At 72.0% G+C, this 15,515-nt stretch carries 14 protein-coding genes; 6 read left to right on the top strand and 8 right to left on the bottom strand.

Annotated elements, in window-relative coordinates:
- Positions 1 to 149: 149 nt before the first annotated feature.
- On the top strand, positions 150 to 2,948 hold the full coding sequence (locus IE255_RS22505; protein WP_190052153.1) for a penicillin acylase family protein: 2,799 nt from the start codon (positions 150 to 152) through the stop codon (positions 2,946 to 2,948).
- 19 nt (positions 2,949 to 2,967) lie between these two features.
- Here IE255_RS22505 and IE255_RS22500 read toward each other — a convergent pair whose 3' ends face one another.
- A complete protein-coding gene (locus IE255_RS22500; RefSeq protein ID WP_190052152.1) occupies positions 2,968 to 4,284 on the bottom strand; it encodes a serine-threonine protein kinase in 1,317 nt (438 codons plus the stop codon).
- 106 nt (positions 4,285 to 4,390) lie between these two features.
- The gene (locus IE255_RS22495) at positions 4,391 to 5,626 is read right to left on the bottom strand and encodes an exo-beta-N-acetylmuramidase NamZ family protein (protein ID WP_190052151.1); all 1,236 of its coding nucleotides are present in this window, start codon (positions 5,624 to 5,626) and stop codon (positions 4,391 to 4,393) included.
- A 173-nt stretch (positions 5,627 to 5,799) separates the two neighbouring features.
- Here IE255_RS22495 and IE255_RS22490 point away from each other — a divergent pair, with 173 nt between their 5' ends.
- Genes IE255_RS22490 through IE255_RS22480 form a run of 3 tightly spaced genes read left to right on the top strand, consistent with a single transcriptional unit; the run spans position 5,800 to position 8,856 of the window.
- On the top strand, positions 5,800 to 6,573 hold the full coding sequence (locus IE255_RS22490) for an SDR family oxidoreductase (RefSeq protein WP_190052150.1): 774 nt from the start codon (positions 5,800 to 5,802) through the stop codon (positions 6,571 to 6,573).
- Positions 6,570 to 8,234, top strand: a complete 1,665-nt coding sequence (locus IE255_RS22485) for a class I adenylate-forming enzyme family protein (protein WP_190052149.1) — start codon at positions 6,570 to 6,572, stop codon at positions 8,232 to 8,234. The genes IE255_RS22490 and IE255_RS22485 overlap by 4 nt, the downstream gene beginning before the upstream one ends.
- A gap of 28 nt (positions 8,235 to 8,262) precedes the next feature.
- Entirely contained in the window at positions 8,263 to 8,856 is a 594-nt protein-coding gene (locus IE255_RS22480) for a TetR/AcrR family transcriptional regulator (RefSeq protein ID WP_190052148.1), read from the top strand.
- Between the two features lie 165 nt (positions 8,857 to 9,021).
- Here IE255_RS22480 and IE255_RS22475 read toward each other — a convergent pair whose 3' ends face one another.
- Together IE255_RS22475 and IE255_RS22470 are read right to left on the bottom strand one after the other, a co-directional pair.
- Positions 9,022 to 10,236 carry an acyl-CoA dehydrogenase gene (locus tag IE255_RS22475; protein ID WP_190052147.1) on the bottom strand — a complete coding sequence of 405 codons (1,215 nt, stop codon included), beginning with the start codon at positions 10,234 to 10,236 and terminating at the stop codon, positions 9,022 to 9,024.
- A 5-nt stretch (positions 10,237 to 10,241) separates the two neighbouring features.
- Entirely contained in the window at positions 10,242 to 11,276 is a 1,035-nt protein-coding gene (locus IE255_RS22470) for a phosphotransferase family protein (protein ID WP_190052146.1), read from the bottom strand.
- Between the two features lie 198 nt (positions 11,277 to 11,474).
- Here IE255_RS22470 and IE255_RS22465 point away from each other — a divergent pair, with 198 nt between their 5' ends.
- On the top strand, positions 11,475 to 12,419 hold the full coding sequence (locus tag IE255_RS22465) for an NADP-dependent oxidoreductase (RefSeq protein WP_190052145.1): 945 nt from the start codon (positions 11,475 to 11,477) through the stop codon (positions 12,417 to 12,419).
- A 43-nt stretch (positions 12,420 to 12,462) separates the two neighbouring features.
- Here the strand turns inward: IE255_RS22465 and IE255_RS22460 are convergent, their stop codons facing one another.
- Together IE255_RS22460 and IE255_RS22455 are read right to left on the bottom strand one after the other, a co-directional pair.
- A complete protein-coding gene (locus IE255_RS22460; RefSeq protein WP_190052144.1) occupies positions 12,463 to 12,798 on the bottom strand; it encodes a DUF202 domain-containing protein in 336 nt (111 codons plus the stop codon).
- Positions 12,795 to 13,187 carry a YidH family protein gene (locus tag IE255_RS22455; protein WP_010045438.1) on the bottom strand — a complete coding sequence of 131 codons (393 nt, stop codon included), beginning with the start codon at positions 13,185 to 13,187 and terminating at the stop codon, positions 12,795 to 12,797. Before IE255_RS22455 ends, IE255_RS22460 begins: the two co-directional genes overlap by 4 nt.
- Positions 13,188 to 13,251: 64 nt before the next feature.
- Between IE255_RS22455 and IE255_RS22450 the strand changes: the two genes are divergently transcribed.
- Complete coding sequence (locus IE255_RS22450) at positions 13,252 to 13,965, top strand: hypothetical protein (protein ID WP_190052143.1); 714 nt, start codon at positions 13,252 to 13,254, stop codon at positions 13,963 to 13,965.
- On the opposite strand, the gene IE255_RS22445 is transcribed toward IE255_RS22450, so the two are convergent.
- Together IE255_RS22445 and IE255_RS22440 are read right to left on the bottom strand one after the other, a co-directional pair.
- The gene (locus tag IE255_RS22445; RefSeq protein WP_190052142.1) at positions 13,940 to 14,455 is read right to left on the bottom strand and encodes an NUDIX hydrolase; all 516 of its coding nucleotides are present in this window, start codon (positions 14,453 to 14,455) and stop codon (positions 13,940 to 13,942) included. The two genes, IE255_RS22450 and IE255_RS22445, sit on opposite strands and share 26 nt — an antisense overlap.
- Before the next feature lie 45 nt (positions 14,456 to 14,500).
- Positions 14,501 to 15,433 carry a DMT family transporter gene (locus tag IE255_RS22440; RefSeq protein WP_190052141.1) on the bottom strand — a complete coding sequence of 311 codons (933 nt, stop codon included), beginning with the start codon at positions 15,431 to 15,433 and terminating at the stop codon, positions 14,501 to 14,503.
- Between the last annotated feature and the right edge of the window lie 82 nt (positions 15,434 to 15,515).

The raw sequence follows: 15,515 nt of genomic DNA, 5'->3' as shown, positions 1-15,515 counted from the left end.
CCATAAGCCGTCCGAAGAGGCTCGCGAGTCGTCTGCCGTGGTCCGTGTGCCTGTTGTGCTGACTCCAAAAAGTGACGCTTGTTCATCTTCAATCGCGGGGATACCGGCGGTAACATCCCGCCCACCCCCGTCGGGAGGAGTCCCCCCACATGCCACGGCGTACCCCACGCACCGTTCTCGACAGAATGAGAACTCCCCGCGGAATCCCCGGGTTCCTGAAGACCGCATCGGTATGCGCCCTGATCGCGGGTCTTTTGTCGCCGCTCGCCCCGGCGGCGGCCTCGGAGACGGCGACCGCGCAGGCCACGGCCGCGGCGAACGACCACTGCGGGAACCAGTGTTCGGACATCCTCCCGCCCGGCCAGAACGGCAACGCCACCCTCGCCCAGATCCTCCTCAACCAGGCCTTCGGCACCCAGCCCGAACACGCCGCGGACCAGCTCGGGCCCTACGCCGACCTCGCCAAGGGCTACACCGGCCTCACCAACGACAAGATCAACACCTTTTTCAACGACGCGTCGTTCGGGGTCCCGGCGGACCAGGTCGCCTCCACCGTCAAACCCGCCGGGCGCAGTGACGTGACGATCGTCCGGGACAAGAAGACCGGTGTGCCGCACATCACCGGTACGACGAGATACGGCACCGAGTTCGGTGCCGGCTTTGCCGCCGCCCAGGACCGGCTGTGGCTGATGGACGTCTTCCGGCACGTCGGGCGCGGTCAGCTGACCTCCTTCGCCGGTGGCGCGCCCTCCAACCAGGGTTTGGAGCAGCAGTTCTGGCGGCATGCCCCGTACACCGAGGCCGATCTGCAGGCGCAGATCGACAACGCCGTCGCCACCAACGGCGAGCGCGGCAAGCAGGCCCTCGCCGACGCCAAGGCCTACCTCGACGGCATCAACGCCTACATCGACGCCTCCGACAGCGGCCGCTACTTCCCCGGCGAGTACGTCCTGACGGGTCACAAGGACTCCGTCACCAACGCCGGGAAGATAGAGCACTTCAAGATCACCGACCTGGTCGCGCTGGCCTCGGTCATCGGCGCGTTGTTCGGCTCCGGCGGAGGCGGCGAGGTCAACAACGCCATCTCGCTGCTGGCCGCCCAGGAGAAGTACGGCGTCGCCGAGGGCACCAAGATCTGGGAGTCCTTCCGGATGCGCAACGACCCGGAGGCCGTCCTCACCCAGCACGCCGGCAGCTTCCCGTACGCGACCAGGCCGGACGCCCCGCAGGGCACGGCCCTGCCCGACGCCGGCTCGGTACAGCAGGAGCCCCTCGTCTATGACCGGACGGGCAGCGCCGCCACGTCGAGCGCCACCGGCGCCTCCCGCGACGCCGCGAAGACGGCCGTGTCCTCCGCCAAGCGCGGCATGTCCAACGCCCTCGTGGTCAGCGGCGAGCACACGGCCAGCGGCCACCCCGTCGCCGTGTTCGGCCCGCAGACCGGCTACTTCGCCCCGCAACTGCTGCTGCTCCAGGAGCTCCAGGGCCCGGGCATCAGCGCCCGCGGCGCCTCCTTCGCCGGCCTCAGCTTCTACGTCGAACTCGGCCGCGGCCAGGACTACGCGTGGAGCGCCACCACCTCCGGCCAGGACATCATCGACACCTACGCCGTCGAACTGTGCCAGGACGACTACCACTACCTGTACCGCGGCACCTGCACCCCGATGGAGAAGGTCGAGCAGAAGAACGCCTGGAAGCCCACCGTCGCCGACGGCACCGCGGCCGGTTCGTACACGATGCGCGTGTGGCGGACCAAGTACGGGCCGGTGGAGTACCGCGCCACGGTCGGCGGCAAGAAGGTCGCCTACACCACCCTGCGCTCGTCCTTCCTGCACGAGGCCGACTCCATCATCGGCTTCCAGATGCTGAACGACCCGGACTACGTGAAGGGTCCCGAGTCGTTCCAGAAGGCGGTGCAGCACATCAACTACACCTTCAACTGGTTCTACGCCGACTCCGCGCACACCGCGTACTACAACAGCGGCGACAACCCGGTGCGCGCGAACGGCGTCGACGCCGAGTTCCCGGTGTGGGCGCGGCCCGCGTACGAGTGGCGGGGCTGGGACCCGGCGACCAACACGGCCGACTACACACCGCCCTCCGCCCACCCCCAGTCCATCGACCAGGACTACTACATCTCCTGGAACAACAAGCAGGCCAAGGACTACACGACCGCGCCCTGGGGCAACGGCTCCGTGCACCGCGGCAACCTCCTGGAGGACCGGGTGAAGAAGCTGGTCCAGCAGGGCGGGGTGACCCGGGCCTCGCTGGTGAAGGCCATGGCCGACGCCGGGATCGCCGACCTGCGGGCCGAGGACGTCCTGCCCAAGTTGCTGAAGGTGGTCAACAGCTCGCCCGTCGCCGACCCGACGGCGGCCGCCGCCGTCGGCAAGCTCCAGGCGTGGCTCGCCGCGGGCGGAAAGCGCACGGAGACCGCGGCCGGCTCCAGGAAGTACGCCGACGCCGACGCGATCCGCATCCTGGACGCCTGGTGGCCGCTGCTGGTCAAGGCCGAGTTCGAACCGGGCCTCGGCAGCGAGCTGTACGAGGCCATGACCGCCAACCTGCCCGTCGACGAGTCCCCGTCGGCCGCGCACGGCCCGACCGGCTCGCACGCCGGAAGCTCCTTCCAGTACGGCTGGTGGAGCTACGTCGACAAGGACCTGCGGGCCGTCCTCGGCGAGCAGGTGAAGGGGCCGCTGGCCCGGAAGTACTGCGGCGACGGCAGCCTCGGCGCCTGCCGGGACACGCTCATCAGCACCTTGAAGGAGGCGGCCGGCAGGACCGCGGCCCAGGTCTACCCCGGCGACGACGTGTGCGCGGCGGGCGACCAGTGGTGCGCCGACTCGATCAACCACCGCACCCTCGGCGGCATCAAGCACGGCAAGATCAGCTGGCAGAACCGGCCGACCTACCAGCAGGTCGTGGAGTTCACCTCACACCGGTGAGGCAAGTGTCGGCGGCGGGTCAGCGGACGGGGCCCGCCGCCAGCACCAGCCGGGCCAGCTCCTCGTGCAGGATGTCGCTGTGCGCGCCGGCCGGCGGACCGCCCCGTCTGACCACCGCCGCCGCGTCCACGTTCACGCACCCCGAAGCGGGCAGCTTCGCCTTCAGGGCCTGAGCGAGGGTGTACGCGCGCGTGCCCGGCACCGCCTGCACGCCGTCGTAGCCCAGCGCGCCCCACTTGGCGCCCAGGGCCCGCCCCAGGTCGAGGCCGGCGACCGACCGGCTGTCGCCCGCCATGCGGGAGGCCAGCGGGTACATCGTGCCGAGCGCCGCGTCGTGCCGCGAGTGGCAGCACACCAGAGGGCCGTCGACGCGGTTCTGCTGCCCCTGGAGCACCCCTCCGGCCCGCGCGTCGTGCGGCAGCCGGGCCGCGAACGCGTAGTGCGAGAACGCCCCTTGGAGCAGCGTCACCGACTTCACCGTGCGCACGCCCTCCGGGAGCCCGCGCAGCGCGAACGACACCAGCCGCGCGCCGAAGCTGTGCCCGACGAGGTGCACGCGCACGTCCGGCGCCGCCGCCGCGAGCTGCCCGACGACCCGGCCGAGCCCGCGCTCGCCGACGGTTCCGGCGCGCCGCTTCATCGCGTAGTACGTCGCCTGCCGCAGCAGTTCATGGGCACCGTCCCAGGGGTTCGGGATCCTGAACCCCCGCTGCGCGTCCGGCGCTTCCAGCTCCGCCAGCGCCCGCGCGAACTCCTCGCAGGCCGCCGCCGAGGACCCGGCGAACATCTCCGGCTCGCTCTGCGGCACCCCCTCCGCCACCGTGTCCGCCGCGAACAGCGCCTGCGGCCCGGGCGCCACCGCCTCCACCAGCAGCCGCACCAGCCGCCCGAACTCCTCCAGCTCGGCCTCCTCCGGCGGCTGCTGCTCCAGCAGCCGGGCGATCTGCTCGACCAGGATCGCCCGGCCCGGGAAGGTCTCCAGCAGCGCGTGCCGGGTGTCCTTGTCGAGGACCGGGCGCCGGGGCGTATCGGCCGCCACGGCCCGGGGGAAGTCGGGGATCGGTTCGTCGGAGAACCGCATCGCCGGCCACAGCACCCCGACGTATCCGATCCGGGCGGCCGGGGCCAGCCGCGGGACGGGCGCGAAGAAGCGGTCGTAGAGCCGCGTCGCGCCGGAGCGGTCGGAGTTCCAGCCGTGCGCGAAGACGACCAGGTCGCGCACCTTCCGTTCCGTGACGCCGGCGAGCAGCCGGTCGCGCGGGCGGCCCGCCGGGTCCCCGTCCGCGTCGAAAATCAGCTCCCAGTAGGGAGTCACGCTCATCGCCGGATCCGCCATGACAGGCCCCTTCGTCCCCCGGGTGACGCCACGATGTGGGCGCATCGTCCTGCCAACGGGGGAGCTTGGCCATACGTCACGGGCGCATTGGGGTCCGCGGCCGTGCTCAGCGGTAGAGGAGGTACTTCCGCCGCATCCTGCGGAAGGCGGCCAGCTCCTCCTGCCAGCCGGCCACCACCTCGTCGGTGTCCGCGCCCGCGTCGATCATCGTCCGCACGCGCGCGGAGCCGGTGAGCTTGTCGATCCAGTGGTCCGGGCGCCAGGCGAAACCGCTCCAGACCCGCTTGGCGGTCACGAGCAGCGCTATGCCGGTGCGGACGGGGTCGAACGCGTCCCGGTCGTGCACATGGACCTGCACACCGCCGATCGTCCTGCCCTGGAACTTCGAGAAGGTGGGCGCGAAGTACGCCTCCCTGAACCGCACACCGGGCAGGGCGAGTTCGTTCGCCGCGGCCGCCCAGCGCCGGTCGATGCCCTCCGCGCCCAGCAGTTCGAACGGCCGGGTGGTGCCGCGCCCCTCCGACAGGTTCGTCCCCTCGAACAGGCACGTTCCCGAGTACACCAGGGCCGTCTCCGGCGTCGGCATGTTCGGGCTCGGCGGCACCCAGGGCAGCCCGGAGGCGTCGAAGAACTCCGAACGCTTCCAGCCCGACATATGCACCGTCTCCAGCGGGACGGGCTCGGTCAGGAACTCCCCGTTGAACAGCCGCGCCAGCTCGGCGACCGTCATCCCGTGGGCCTGGGAGACGGGCCGGCGCCCGACGAACGTGGCGAACTCCTTGTGCAGGACGGGGCCGAGCGCCGCCCGTCCGGTCACCGGGTTGGGCCGGTCCAGGACCACGAACCGCTTGCCCGCGAGCCGCGCGGCCTCCATGCAGTCGTACAGCGTCCAGATGTACGTGTAGAAGCGGGCGCCGACGTCCTGGATGTCGAAGACGACCGTGTCCACGCCGGACGCGGTGAAGATGTCGGCGAGCGGCCGGCCGCTCTTGAGGTACGTGTCGTAGACGGGCAGGCCGGTCGCCGGGTCGTCGTGGCGGCCCTCGGAGCCGCCGGCCTGGGCGGTGCCGCGGAAGCCGTGCTCGGGCCCGAAGACGGCCGTGAGGTTCACGCGGTCGTCGGCGTGCATGACGTCGACGATGTGGCGGACGTCCCGGGTGATGCCGGTGGGGTTGGTGACGATGCCGACCTTCTGGCCGTCGAGCAGGGCGTAGCCGTCCTGGGCGAGGCGTTCGAAGCCGGTGCGCAGTTGCCTGCGGCGCTGGGCGGCGGCCGCGGTGGGTGTGGCTGATAGAGCTGCCGCCGTGGCGGTGGTGAGTACGGCTCGTCTGGAAGGGCGCATGGGTGGCCTCCGTGACCCGTTGGGTACCGCTTCGTCGTGGGTGGTCGCGCGCACGCGGCGGAGCCGCAAATCGATACAGCCCCGCGCCCCTAAGGGTCGTGCGGTTGACCCTTCCTTGAAACATACCGACCGGTTAGTCTGGCGCTGTTGCTGAGCCGCGTCGAAGGAGGCCGATGGTGGGAGCCTTTCAAGGGTCGGGGGTCGTTGTCACGGGGGCCGGGGGTGGGATCGGAGCCGCGCTCGCCCGGCGGTTCGCCGCCGAAGGAGCCCGGGTCGTCGTCAACGACCTGGACGCCGAGCGGGCCAAGCACGTCGCGGACGAGATCGGTGGGATCGCCGTGGCCGGTGACGCCTCGGCGATCGTCGGTGACGCCCGCGACGCACTCGACGGGACCGTCGACGTCTACTGCGCCAACGCCGGTGTCGCCTTCGACGGCGGGGACGCCGACGGGCCGCTGGACGAGACGGCCTGGGCGGCCTCCTGGGAGGTCAACGTCATGGCCCACGTCCGGGCCGCCCACGCGCTGCTGCCCGCCTGGCTGGAGCGCGGCAGCGGGCGGTTCGTCTCCACCGTCTCCGCCGCCGGACTGCTCACCATGATCGGGGCGGCGCCCTACGCCGTCACCAAGCACGGGGCGCTCGCCTTCGCCGAGTGGCTGTCGCTGACGTACCGGCACCGGGGGGTGAAGGTGCACGCCGTCTGCCCGCAGGGCGTACGGACCGACATGCTGGCCGCCACCGGCAGCGCGGGCGACCTGGTGCTCCAGCCGACCGCGATCGAGCCGGAGGCCGTCGCGGACGCCCTGCTGAAGGGCATCGAGGAGGACCGGTTCCTGATCCTGCCGCACCCGGAGGTCGCCGCGTACTACCAGGCCCGGGCCGGTGACCCCGACCGGTGGCTGACCGGCATGAACCGCATCCAGCAGCAGTGGGAGGAGACCCGGTGACCGACTCCCGTTACGCGGCCAAGCCCTGGCTCGCCCTGCTCAGCGACGCCCAGAAGGGTCCGATCAGCCCCGCCGGCTCCCTCGTGCACGCCCTGCGCCGGGCCGTGGCCGAGACGCCGGACAGCGACTTCCTGGCCTACTTCGACGGCCGCGTGACCTACCGGGAGGCCGACGAGCTCAGCGACTCCGTCGCCGGGCACCTCGCGGCCAGCGGCCTGGAGCGCGGTGACCGGGTCGCGGTCCTGCTCCAGAACTCCCCGCACTTCGTGCTCGCCGTGCTGGGCGCGTGGAAGGCGGGCGCGGTCGTCGTGCCCGTCAACCCGATGTACAAGTCGGGCGAGATGGCGCACGTCCTGCGGGACGCCGAGGTGGCCGCGCTGATCTGCTCGGACCGGGCGTGGGAGTCGTATCTGCGCGAGACGGCCGCGGACTCGCCCGTGCGGATCGTGCTCACCGGTTGCGAGCGGGACTTCCAGACGCGGGACGACGCGCGCGTGCTGACCTTCGAGGGGCTGCCGCAGGCCCCGGACGCGGACGACCTGATGGCCGTGGCGCGGGCCGGGCACAAGGCGCCCGAGGACCGCGATCCCGGCCCGTCCGACATCGCGCTGATCAGCTACACCTCGGGCACGAGCGGCACGCCCAAGGGCGCGACCAACACGCACGGCAACATCATGTACAACGCCGAGCGGCAGCGGACGGGCCTCGGGCTGCCCGAGCGGCCCGTCTACTTCGCGCTGGCACCGCTGTTCCACATCACCGGCATGGTCTGCCAGTTCGGCGCCTGCCTGAACAGCGCGGGCACGCTCGTGCTGGCCTACCGCTTCGAGGCGGGCGTGGTGCTCGACGCGTTCGCCGAGCACCGTCCGCACTACACCGTCGGCCCGTCCACGGCCTTCATGGCCCTGGCCGCCCACCCCTCCGTCACCCGCGACCACTTCTCCTCCTTCCGGGTGATCTCCTCCGGCGGCGCCCCGCTGCCGCCCGCGCTGGTGGAGAAGTTCCGGGCGGGCTTCGGCCCGTACCTGCGCAACGGCTACGGACTGACCGAGTGCACCGCGCCCTGCGCCTCCGTGCCGCCCCATCTTGAGGCGCCCGTCGACCCGGTCTCCGGAACCCTCGCGGTCGGCCTGCCCGGCCCCGACACGGTCGTGCGGATCGTCGACGACAACGGCGAAGAGGTCCCCTTCGGCGAGCAGGGCGAGATCGTCGTCGGCGGACCGCAGGTCGTGCCCGGCTACTGGCGCCGCCCCGACGCCACCGCCCAGACCTTCCCCGGCGCCGAACTGCGCACCGGCGACATCGGCTTCATGGACGAGCAGGGCTGGCTGTACGTCGTCGACCGCAAGAAGGACATGATCAACGCGTCCGGCTTCAAGGTGTGGCCGCGGGAGGTCGAGGACGTGCTCTACACGCACCCGGCGGTGCGCGAGGCCGCCGTCGTGGGCGTGCCCGACGGCTATCGCGGGGAGACCGTCAAGGCGTACATCAGCCTGCGTCCGGGCGCCGAGGCGGACCCGGATGCACTCGCCGCCCACTGCAAGGAGAGACTGGCCGCCTACAAATACCCGCGCCAGGTGGAGATCCTTCCGGACTTGCCGAAGACGGCCAGTGGGAAGATCCTCCGTCGGGAACTGCGTTCCCGGACGCAAGGCAACTGACAGCAGTACGGAAAGGCAGGTGGCGGCAGTGCCCAGGACGACGGACTCGGACGGCACTCCCGTGCCTCAGCGGCTCCTGGCCGCCGCCACCCGGCTCTTCGCCGAGCGGGGTTACGACCGCACCTCGGTGCAGGAGATCGTCGAGGCGGCCGGGGTCACGAAAGGCGCGCTGTACCACTACTTCGGTTCCAAGGACGATCTGCTGCACGAGGTGTACGCGCGCGTGCTGCGCATCCAGCAGGAGAGACTGGACGCTGTCGCGGACGCGGACGAGCCGGTGGAGAAGCGGCTGCGGGCCGCTGCCGCGGACGTCGTGGTGACGACGATCGACAACCTCGACGACGCGATGATCTTCTGGCGGTCCATGCACCATCTGAGCCCCGAGAAGAACAAGCAGGTGCGTGCGGAGCGCCGACGCTACCACGAACGCTTCCGGGCGCTCATCGAGGAGGGCCAGGAGTCGGGCGTCTTCTCCAAGGCGACTCCGGCGGACCTGGTCGTGGACTACCACTTCGGCTCGGTCCACCACCTGTCGACGTGGTACCGCCCGGACGGCCCCCTCACACCGCAGCAGGTCGCAGACCACCTGGCCGACCTGCTGCTCCGCGCCCTGCGCCCCTAACGCCTCGGGCCGGGCAACCCAGCCCGTCCGGCGCTTGAGGACGAGGCCGTTCAGGCCGAAGGGGGTCTGGGGGCGCAGCCCCCAGCGGGGTCGAAGGGGCGGAGCCCCTGGTGATGGGACGGGTAGGGGCGGCGGGGGCGAGAAAACCCCACCGCCCCACCGGCATCACAGATACCGCTTCAATTCCCGCCGAGCCAACGACCGCTGATGCACCTCGTCCGGCCCGTCCGCGATCATCAGCGTCCGCGCCCCCGCATACAGCTCCGCCAACGGGAAGTCCTGACTCACCCCACCCGCCCCGTGCAACTGGATCGCCCGGTCGAGAATGTCCACCACCGCCCGAGGCGTAGCGATCTTGATCGCCTGGATCTCGGTGTGCGCCCCCCGATTCCCCACCGTGTCCATCAGCCACGCCGTCTTCAGCACCAGCAGCCGCAACTGCTCCACGGTCACCCGCGCGTCCGCGATCCAGTTGTGCACCACACCCTGCTGAGCCAGCGCCTTCCCGAAGGCCGTCCGGGACACCGCCCGCCGGCACATCAGCTCGATCGCCCGCTCGGCCATCCCGATCAGCCGCATGCAGTGGTGGATCCGCCCCGGCCCGAGCCGCGCCTGCGCGATCGCGAAACCGCCGCCCTCCTCGCCGACGAGGTTCGACACCGGCACGCGCGCGTGGTCGAAGACCACCTCGGCGTGACCGCCGTGGTAGTGGTCCTCGTACCCGAACACCTGCATGGCCCGCTCGATGGTGACACCCGGGGTGTCGCGCGGCACCAGCACCATCGACTGCTGACGCCGGATGTCCTCCCCGTCCGGGTCGGTCTTGCCCATCACGATGAAGATCTTGCAGTCCGGGTGCATCGCCCCGGAGATGTACCACTTGCGGCCGGTGACGACGTACTCGTCGCCGTCCCGCTCGATGTGCGTGGTGATGTTGGTGGCGTCCGAGGAGGCCACCTCCGGCTCGGTCATCGCGAACGCCGAGCGGATCTCGCCCGCGAGCAGCGGCTCCAGCCACTGCTTGCGCTGCTGCTCGTCGCCGAACTGCGTGAGCACCTCCATGTTCCCGGTGTCCGGCGCCGCGCAGTTCGTCACCGTCGGCGCCAGCTGCGGGGAGCGGCCCATGATCTCGGCGAGCGGCGCGTACTGGAGGTTCGTCAGCCCGGCCCCGTACTCGGAGTCCGGCAGGAAGAGGTTCCACAGGCCCTGCCTGCGGGCCTCGGCCTTCAGCTCCTCCACCACCGCCGGGGTCTCCCACGGCGAGGCGAGCAGGGCACGCTGCTCGTGCGCGACGGCCTCGGCCGGATAGACGTACTCGTCCATGAAGGCGAGGAGTTTGGCGCGCAGCTCTTCGGTGCGCGCGTCGAAAGCGAAGTCCATACGGATCAGCCCTCCTGGAGGCCTTCGTTGAGCGTGGTCAGTCCGTGCCGGACGAAGACGGGCACGAGGTCGCCGATGCGGTCGAAGCCGCGCCCGACCGTCTGGCCGAGCGTGTAGCGGTAGTGGATGCCCTCCAGGATCACGGCGAGCTTGAACCAGGCGAACGCCGTGTACCAGGAGACCGCGGAGACGTCGCGCCCCGAGCGCGCGGCGTACCGCTCGATGAGTTCGGACGGCGCCGGATGCCCGGGGGCCTCGGCGGTCGTGGAGACGGGGGAGTCGGGCATGCCGAGCGGCATGCTGTACATGACCAGCAGGCCGAGGTCGGTGAGCGGGTCGCCGAGCGTGGACATCTCCCAGTCGAGGATCGCCTTGATCTCGTCGTCGTCGCCGATCAGGACGTTGTCGAGCCGGTAGTCGCCGTGCACGACGGCCGGGGCGGGGGAGCGGGGCAGCTCCCGCCCGAGCGCGGCGTGCAGCTCGTCGATGCCGTCCAGGTCGCGGTTGCGGGAGGCGTCCAGCTGCTTGCCCCAGCGCCGCAGCTGCCGGTCCAGGAAGCCCTCTGGCCGGCCGAAGTCCGCGAGCCCCGCCTCGCCCGGGTCCACCGCGTGCAGCTCCACCAGCGTGTCGACCAGGCTCAGCACCGCGCCCCGGGTCCGCTCGGGGCCGAGCGGCACGAGCTGGTCGGCGGTCCGGTAGGGCGTGCCCTCGACGAACTCCATGACGTAGAACGGCGCCCCGAGCACCTCCTCGTCCTCGCAGAGCAGCACCGGCCGCGGCACCGGCACGGCGGTCGGGTGCAGCGCGCTGATCACCCGGTGCTCGCGCTTCATGTCGTGCGCGGTGGCCAGGACATGGCCGAGCGGGGGCCGCCGTACGACCCACCGCGAGGTGCCGTCGGAGACCGCGTAGGTGAGGTTCGACCGTCCGCCTTCGATCAGCCGGCCGGACAGCGGGCCGCTCACCAGGCCGGGCCGCTCCCGGTCGAGCAGGCCGCGCAGCCGGTCGAGATCGAGTCCGGGCGGGTGGTCGGGGCTCATGCGTCGCTCCTCCGGGCAGGTGAACAGTTCCCAGCTCATGATGCCGACCGGTCGGTATGTCGTCCAGAGCGGGGCCGAAACGTGATCGGAGCCACGATAGGCCGACGGCCGCCACCGCGGGGCGCCAGGGAGGTTTCGGCCGGTTCGTTCAGGCCATCCGGCTTGCGAGCCGCCCTGCGAGCCCGGAAGGTCAAAGCCATGAAGGCGATCAGCTACTCACGGTACGGCGGACCCGAGGTGCTGGCGTTCGGGGAGGTCCGCGATCCGAAGGTCGGCCCGGACGCGGTGCTGGTGAAGGTGCGGGCGGCGGCCGTGAACCCCGTCGACTGGAAGGCCCGCGAAGGCCACCTCGACGGCATTCTCGCCCCCGTCTTTCCCGTGGTGCCCGGCTGGGACCTCTCGGGCGTCGTCGTACGGCCCGGCATGGCCGTCTCGGAGTTCGACGTCGGGGACGAGGTCATCGGGTACGTCCGCGAGGACTTCCTCTCCCGCGGCACCTTCGCCGAGTACGTGGCGGCACCCCTGCGCACCCTCGCGCGCAAGCCGCGCAACCTCTCCTGGGAGGAGGCGGCCGGACTTCCCCTGGTCGGGCTCACCGCCTACCAGGTGCTGATCAAGGTGCTCCAGGTGAAGCGGGGCGAGACCGTCCTGGTGCACGCCGCGGCCGGTGGCGTCGGCTCGATCGCCGTGCAGCTCGCCGCCCACCTCGGCGCCCGGGTGATCGGTACGGCGAGCGAGCCCAACCACGACTTCGTGCGCGGCCTCGGCGGGGAGCCCGTGACGTACGGCGAGGGCCTGGGCGAACGGGTGCGGGGGCTGGCGCCCGAGGGCGTGGACGCGGTGTTCGACACGGTCGGCGGGGACGCGCTGAAGGTCTCCGCGAACCTGCTGGCCCCCGAGGGCCGCCTGGTGTCCGTCGCCGACAACGACGTCGTGACCTACGGCGGCCGCTACTACTTCGTCCGCCCCGACGCCGAGGACCTCGGACGGCTGTCCGAGCTGGCCGAACAGGGCGTGGTGAGCGTGCACGTCGACGCGACGTTCCCGCTGGAGCGGGCGGCGGACGCGCACCGGCTGAACGAGGAGGGCCGGACCCGAGGCAAGATCGTCGTGACGGTGGACTGGGAGAGCGACGGCGGCTGACCACGCCGGAGAAGCCGATGCCTGAGAAGCCGGTGCCGCTGTCCTAGAGGACCAGGGCCGCCCCGCACACCGCCATCGCCACCGTGCACAGCGCCGCCGCCGCGGCGTGCCGGGGCGCGAACGCCGCGGGGGCGGTGGTGGCCGCGAGCGTCCGGATCCGGCGGTGGGCGATGTTCAGGAGGCCCAGCCAGAGCACACCGCACAGGGCGCATGCCACGACCCCGGGCGCGGACACGCCGCCGTGCAGTGCGGTCTTCACGGCGAGGACGGCGCAGACCGTGCCCGACAGCGTCGTACGCCGCCACGCCAGGCGGGTCCGCTCGGGTTGCAGCCCGGGGTCGCGGTCGGGGTCCTGCCGCCGGGCCGCCGGCGCGCTCACCCCTCCCACCCGACGAGCACCACGACGACCATGGCGACGGCCACGACCGCGACGACCAGGCTCAGCAGCGCCGGGAACCGGGACACCGGCAGATCCTCGCCCCGGCGCATGGCCCGCTCGCAGCGCACCCAGTGGTTGACCGCCCGCAGCGAGCACAGCACGCCCGCGGCGAGCAGCGCGAGCGCCAGCCCCACCCGCCAGCCCCAGCGCAGGTCCGGCAGGAACTGGTCCACGGCGAAGCCGCCGCCGATCAGCGCGAGGGCGGTGCGCAGCCAGGCCAGGAAGGTGCGTTCGTTCGCCAGCGAGAACCGGTAGTCGGGCGTCTCGCCGTCCTGCCGCACCTCGGCCGGCGCGAACCACAACCGGACGTTCCGTACGAACTCGATCACATGCGCGACCCTACCCGGGAGCCGTTCGCCGGGTGGTGTCAGTGCCACCCGCTACGGTGCGTGCATGGAGGTCCCCACGTCACTGACCGGCTACGCGACGCCCGGGCACGGCATCGTCCCGGCCGAGCACCAGCTCGACCTGCCCGGCTTCTGGCCGGCCTACTTCGGCCCGCTCTGGGACGGGCTCGCCCGGGAGCCCGGGCTCTTCGGGGCGGACCTGGCCGACGTCGACGCGGCCGCCGAGGCGCTGTACGAGTCCACGGAGGTCTGGCCGGCGTACCGCATCCCCCTGCCGGGCGGCGCGGTGCTGTGGATCGTGCACCGGAACTTCCCGGACGACGCGGGGACGGACTTCCTGCTCACGCGCCCGGACCGGCCCGAGGTGGTCTCCCTGGCCCGGCTCGACGGCCACTTCGGCGGCCCCGGCCTGTCCTGGCCCGACCTGCTCGCCGTGGCGGGCTCGGCACCGGCCGAGGCGGAGGGAGTGCGGGATCCCGACCTGCGGTTGCTCCTGCTGCTCCCGGCCTTCGGGGACGCCGACACACCGGTCGAGGAGTCGGTGGAGCGGACAGCGGCGGCGCTCGGGGCCGTCGGTGTGCCCGCGGATGCCGCGCCCGGGGTGGCGGAGGGGCTGCTCGACCATCCGTACTGGAACGGCCCGGTGTGGTCCGCCCCGGGCGACAGCCCGCTGAGCGGCGGCAGCGGCGCGGAGCGCCCGTCGGGGACGGCCCTGCTCAGCGACGCCGGCCCGCTCAGCCCTTCGCCCGAAGCACCCTGAGCCGCTCGTACGCCGCCAGTCCGTCCGGCACCCACTCCCAGTCGCCCAGGCGCCGTTCCACCTCGTCCTCGGGGAGGAAGTCGTGCCAGGCCACCTCCTCGGCCTGCGGCCGTACGGGCAGTTCGCAGCGCACGTCGTACACCGCCGACCACCAGGTCTGGCCCGAGCCGTTGTCGTAGAGGAACTTGAAGAGGTACCGCGGGCTCGGCAGGCCGGTCACGCCGAGTTCCTCCTCGGCCTCGCGGAGGGCCGCCGTGTCGTAGGCCTCGCCCGCGCCGACGACTCCGCCGACGAACATGTCGTAGAGGGAGGGGAAGACCAGCTTGGTCGGCGTCCGCCGGTGCACGAAGATCCGGCCCTGGGCGTCCCGGGCCTGGATGAACACGCAGCGGTGCCGCAGGCCCCGGGCGTAGGCCTCGCCCCGGGGGGACTGCCCGATGACCTGGTCGTGCTCGTCGACGATGTCGAGGATCTCGTCAGCAGCGCTCATGGACTCATCCAAGCAGGGCCGGAGCCGGGAGCGGGCCGGGGCCCGTCAGGGCGACGCCGGGCTCACCGCGGGCGAGGCGACCCGTGTCCGCTCCGTCACCGTCGCCGTCCCCGTCGGCATCGCCGGATGCAGGCCCAGCAGCACGATCCCGGTGATCACGGCCAGCAGGCCACCGGCCTCCCAGCCGAGCGCCACCGCGTCGGTCCGCAGCCGGTCGCCCAGGAAGCCGACGCCGCAGATGATCCCGGCGAGCGGCTGGGCCGCGGTCAGGGCGGGCAGCGACTTGCGCAGCGACGCGGTCTCGAAGGCGCTCTGCACGAGGACCAGCCCGGTGACGCCGATGGCGAGGACCGCGTACGGCTGCCAGCCGGTCATCAGCTCGGCGAAGCCGCCCTCGGAGAACGTCTGCCCGCTCACCCGGGTGAGCGCGTCCTGCACGCCGTACAGCAGCCCGGCGGCCAGTGCCAGCAGCACCGGGCCGGAGCCCAGCCGTGAGCGCCTGCCGCGCGCCGTGAGCAGCAGCGCCAGCCCGATCATGACTCCGATGATCAGCCACTGCCGCATCGGATCGGCCGTCGCGGCACCGCTCTGCGGCTGGCCGGCCACGATGAACGCGGTGACCCCGCCCGCCAGCAGCGCGAGCCCGGCCCACCCCTGGCGGCCCAGCGGCTGCCGGGTCTGCCTGCGGGACAGCGCGAGCGCGAACAGCAGGTTCGTCGCCAGCAGCGGCTCCACCAGGGACAGCTCGCCCTGCCCCAGCGCGGCGGCGCCCAGGGCCATGCCGACCACCATCAGCGCGATACCGCCGAGCCAGCGCGGCACCTTCACCAGGTCGATCAGCAGCCGGAAGGAGAGGAAGTCGCTCAGCGGGGCCCGCTGGGCCGCGTTCTGCTGGAGGACGAATCCGAAGCCCAGACAGCAGGCGGCGCTCAGGGCGAGCACCAGGACTAGAACCGACACGCGGTGTACCTCGATCATCAGGTCGGGTCACGATTGCGTAGGGGCCGACTGTACCGGCCGGCTCCGCCCGGCGCGCCCGTACGTCCTGCCATCGTCAGGG

Source organism: Streptomyces lomondensis (genome assembly GCF_014651035.1).
Classification (GTDB): domain Bacteria; phylum Actinomycetota; class Actinomycetes; order Streptomycetales; family Streptomycetaceae; genus Streptomyces; species Streptomyces lomondensis.
Note: the sequence above shows the minus strand (reverse complement) of the source record. Positions and strands in the feature narration are given on the sequence as shown.

Bases quoted from the DNA above. Each gene is read 5' to 3' on its own strand.
- IE255_RS22440 (WP_190052141.1), bottom strand. From the start codon at position 15,433: ATGATCGAGGTACACCGCGTGTCGGTTCTAGTCCTGGTGCTCGCCCTG.
- IE255_RS22505 (WP_190052153.1), top strand. From the start codon at position 150: ATGCCACGGCGTACCCCACGCACCGTTCTCGACAGAATGAGAACTCCC.
- IE255_RS22500 (WP_190052152.1), bottom strand. From the start codon at position 4,284: ATGGCGGATCCGGCGATGAGCGTGACTCCCTACTGGGAGCTGATTTTC.
- IE255_RS22475 (WP_190052147.1), bottom strand. From the start codon at position 10,236: ATGGACTTCGCTTTCGACGCGCGCACCGAAGAGCTGCGCGCCAAACTC.
- IE255_RS22495 (WP_190052151.1), bottom strand. From the start codon at position 5,626: ATGCGCCCTTCCAGACGAGCCGTACTCACCACCGCCACGGCGGCAGCT.
- IE255_RS22445 (WP_190052142.1), bottom strand. From the start codon at position 14,455: ATGAGCGCTGCTGACGAGATCCTCGACATCGTCGACGAGCACGACCAG.
- IE255_RS22470 (WP_190052146.1), bottom strand. From the start codon at position 11,276: ATGAGCCCCGACCACCCGCCCGGACTCGATCTCGACCGGCTGCGCGGC.
- IE255_RS22490 (WP_190052150.1), top strand. From the start codon at position 5,800: ATGGTGGGAGCCTTTCAAGGGTCGGGGGTCGTTGTCACGGGGGCCGGG.
- IE255_RS22465 (WP_190052145.1), top strand. From the start codon at position 11,475: ATGAAGGCGATCAGCTACTCACGGTACGGCGGACCCGAGGTGCTGGCG.
- IE255_RS22450 (WP_190052143.1), top strand. From the start codon at position 13,252: ATGGAGGTCCCCACGTCACTGACCGGCTACGCGACGCCCGGGCACGGC.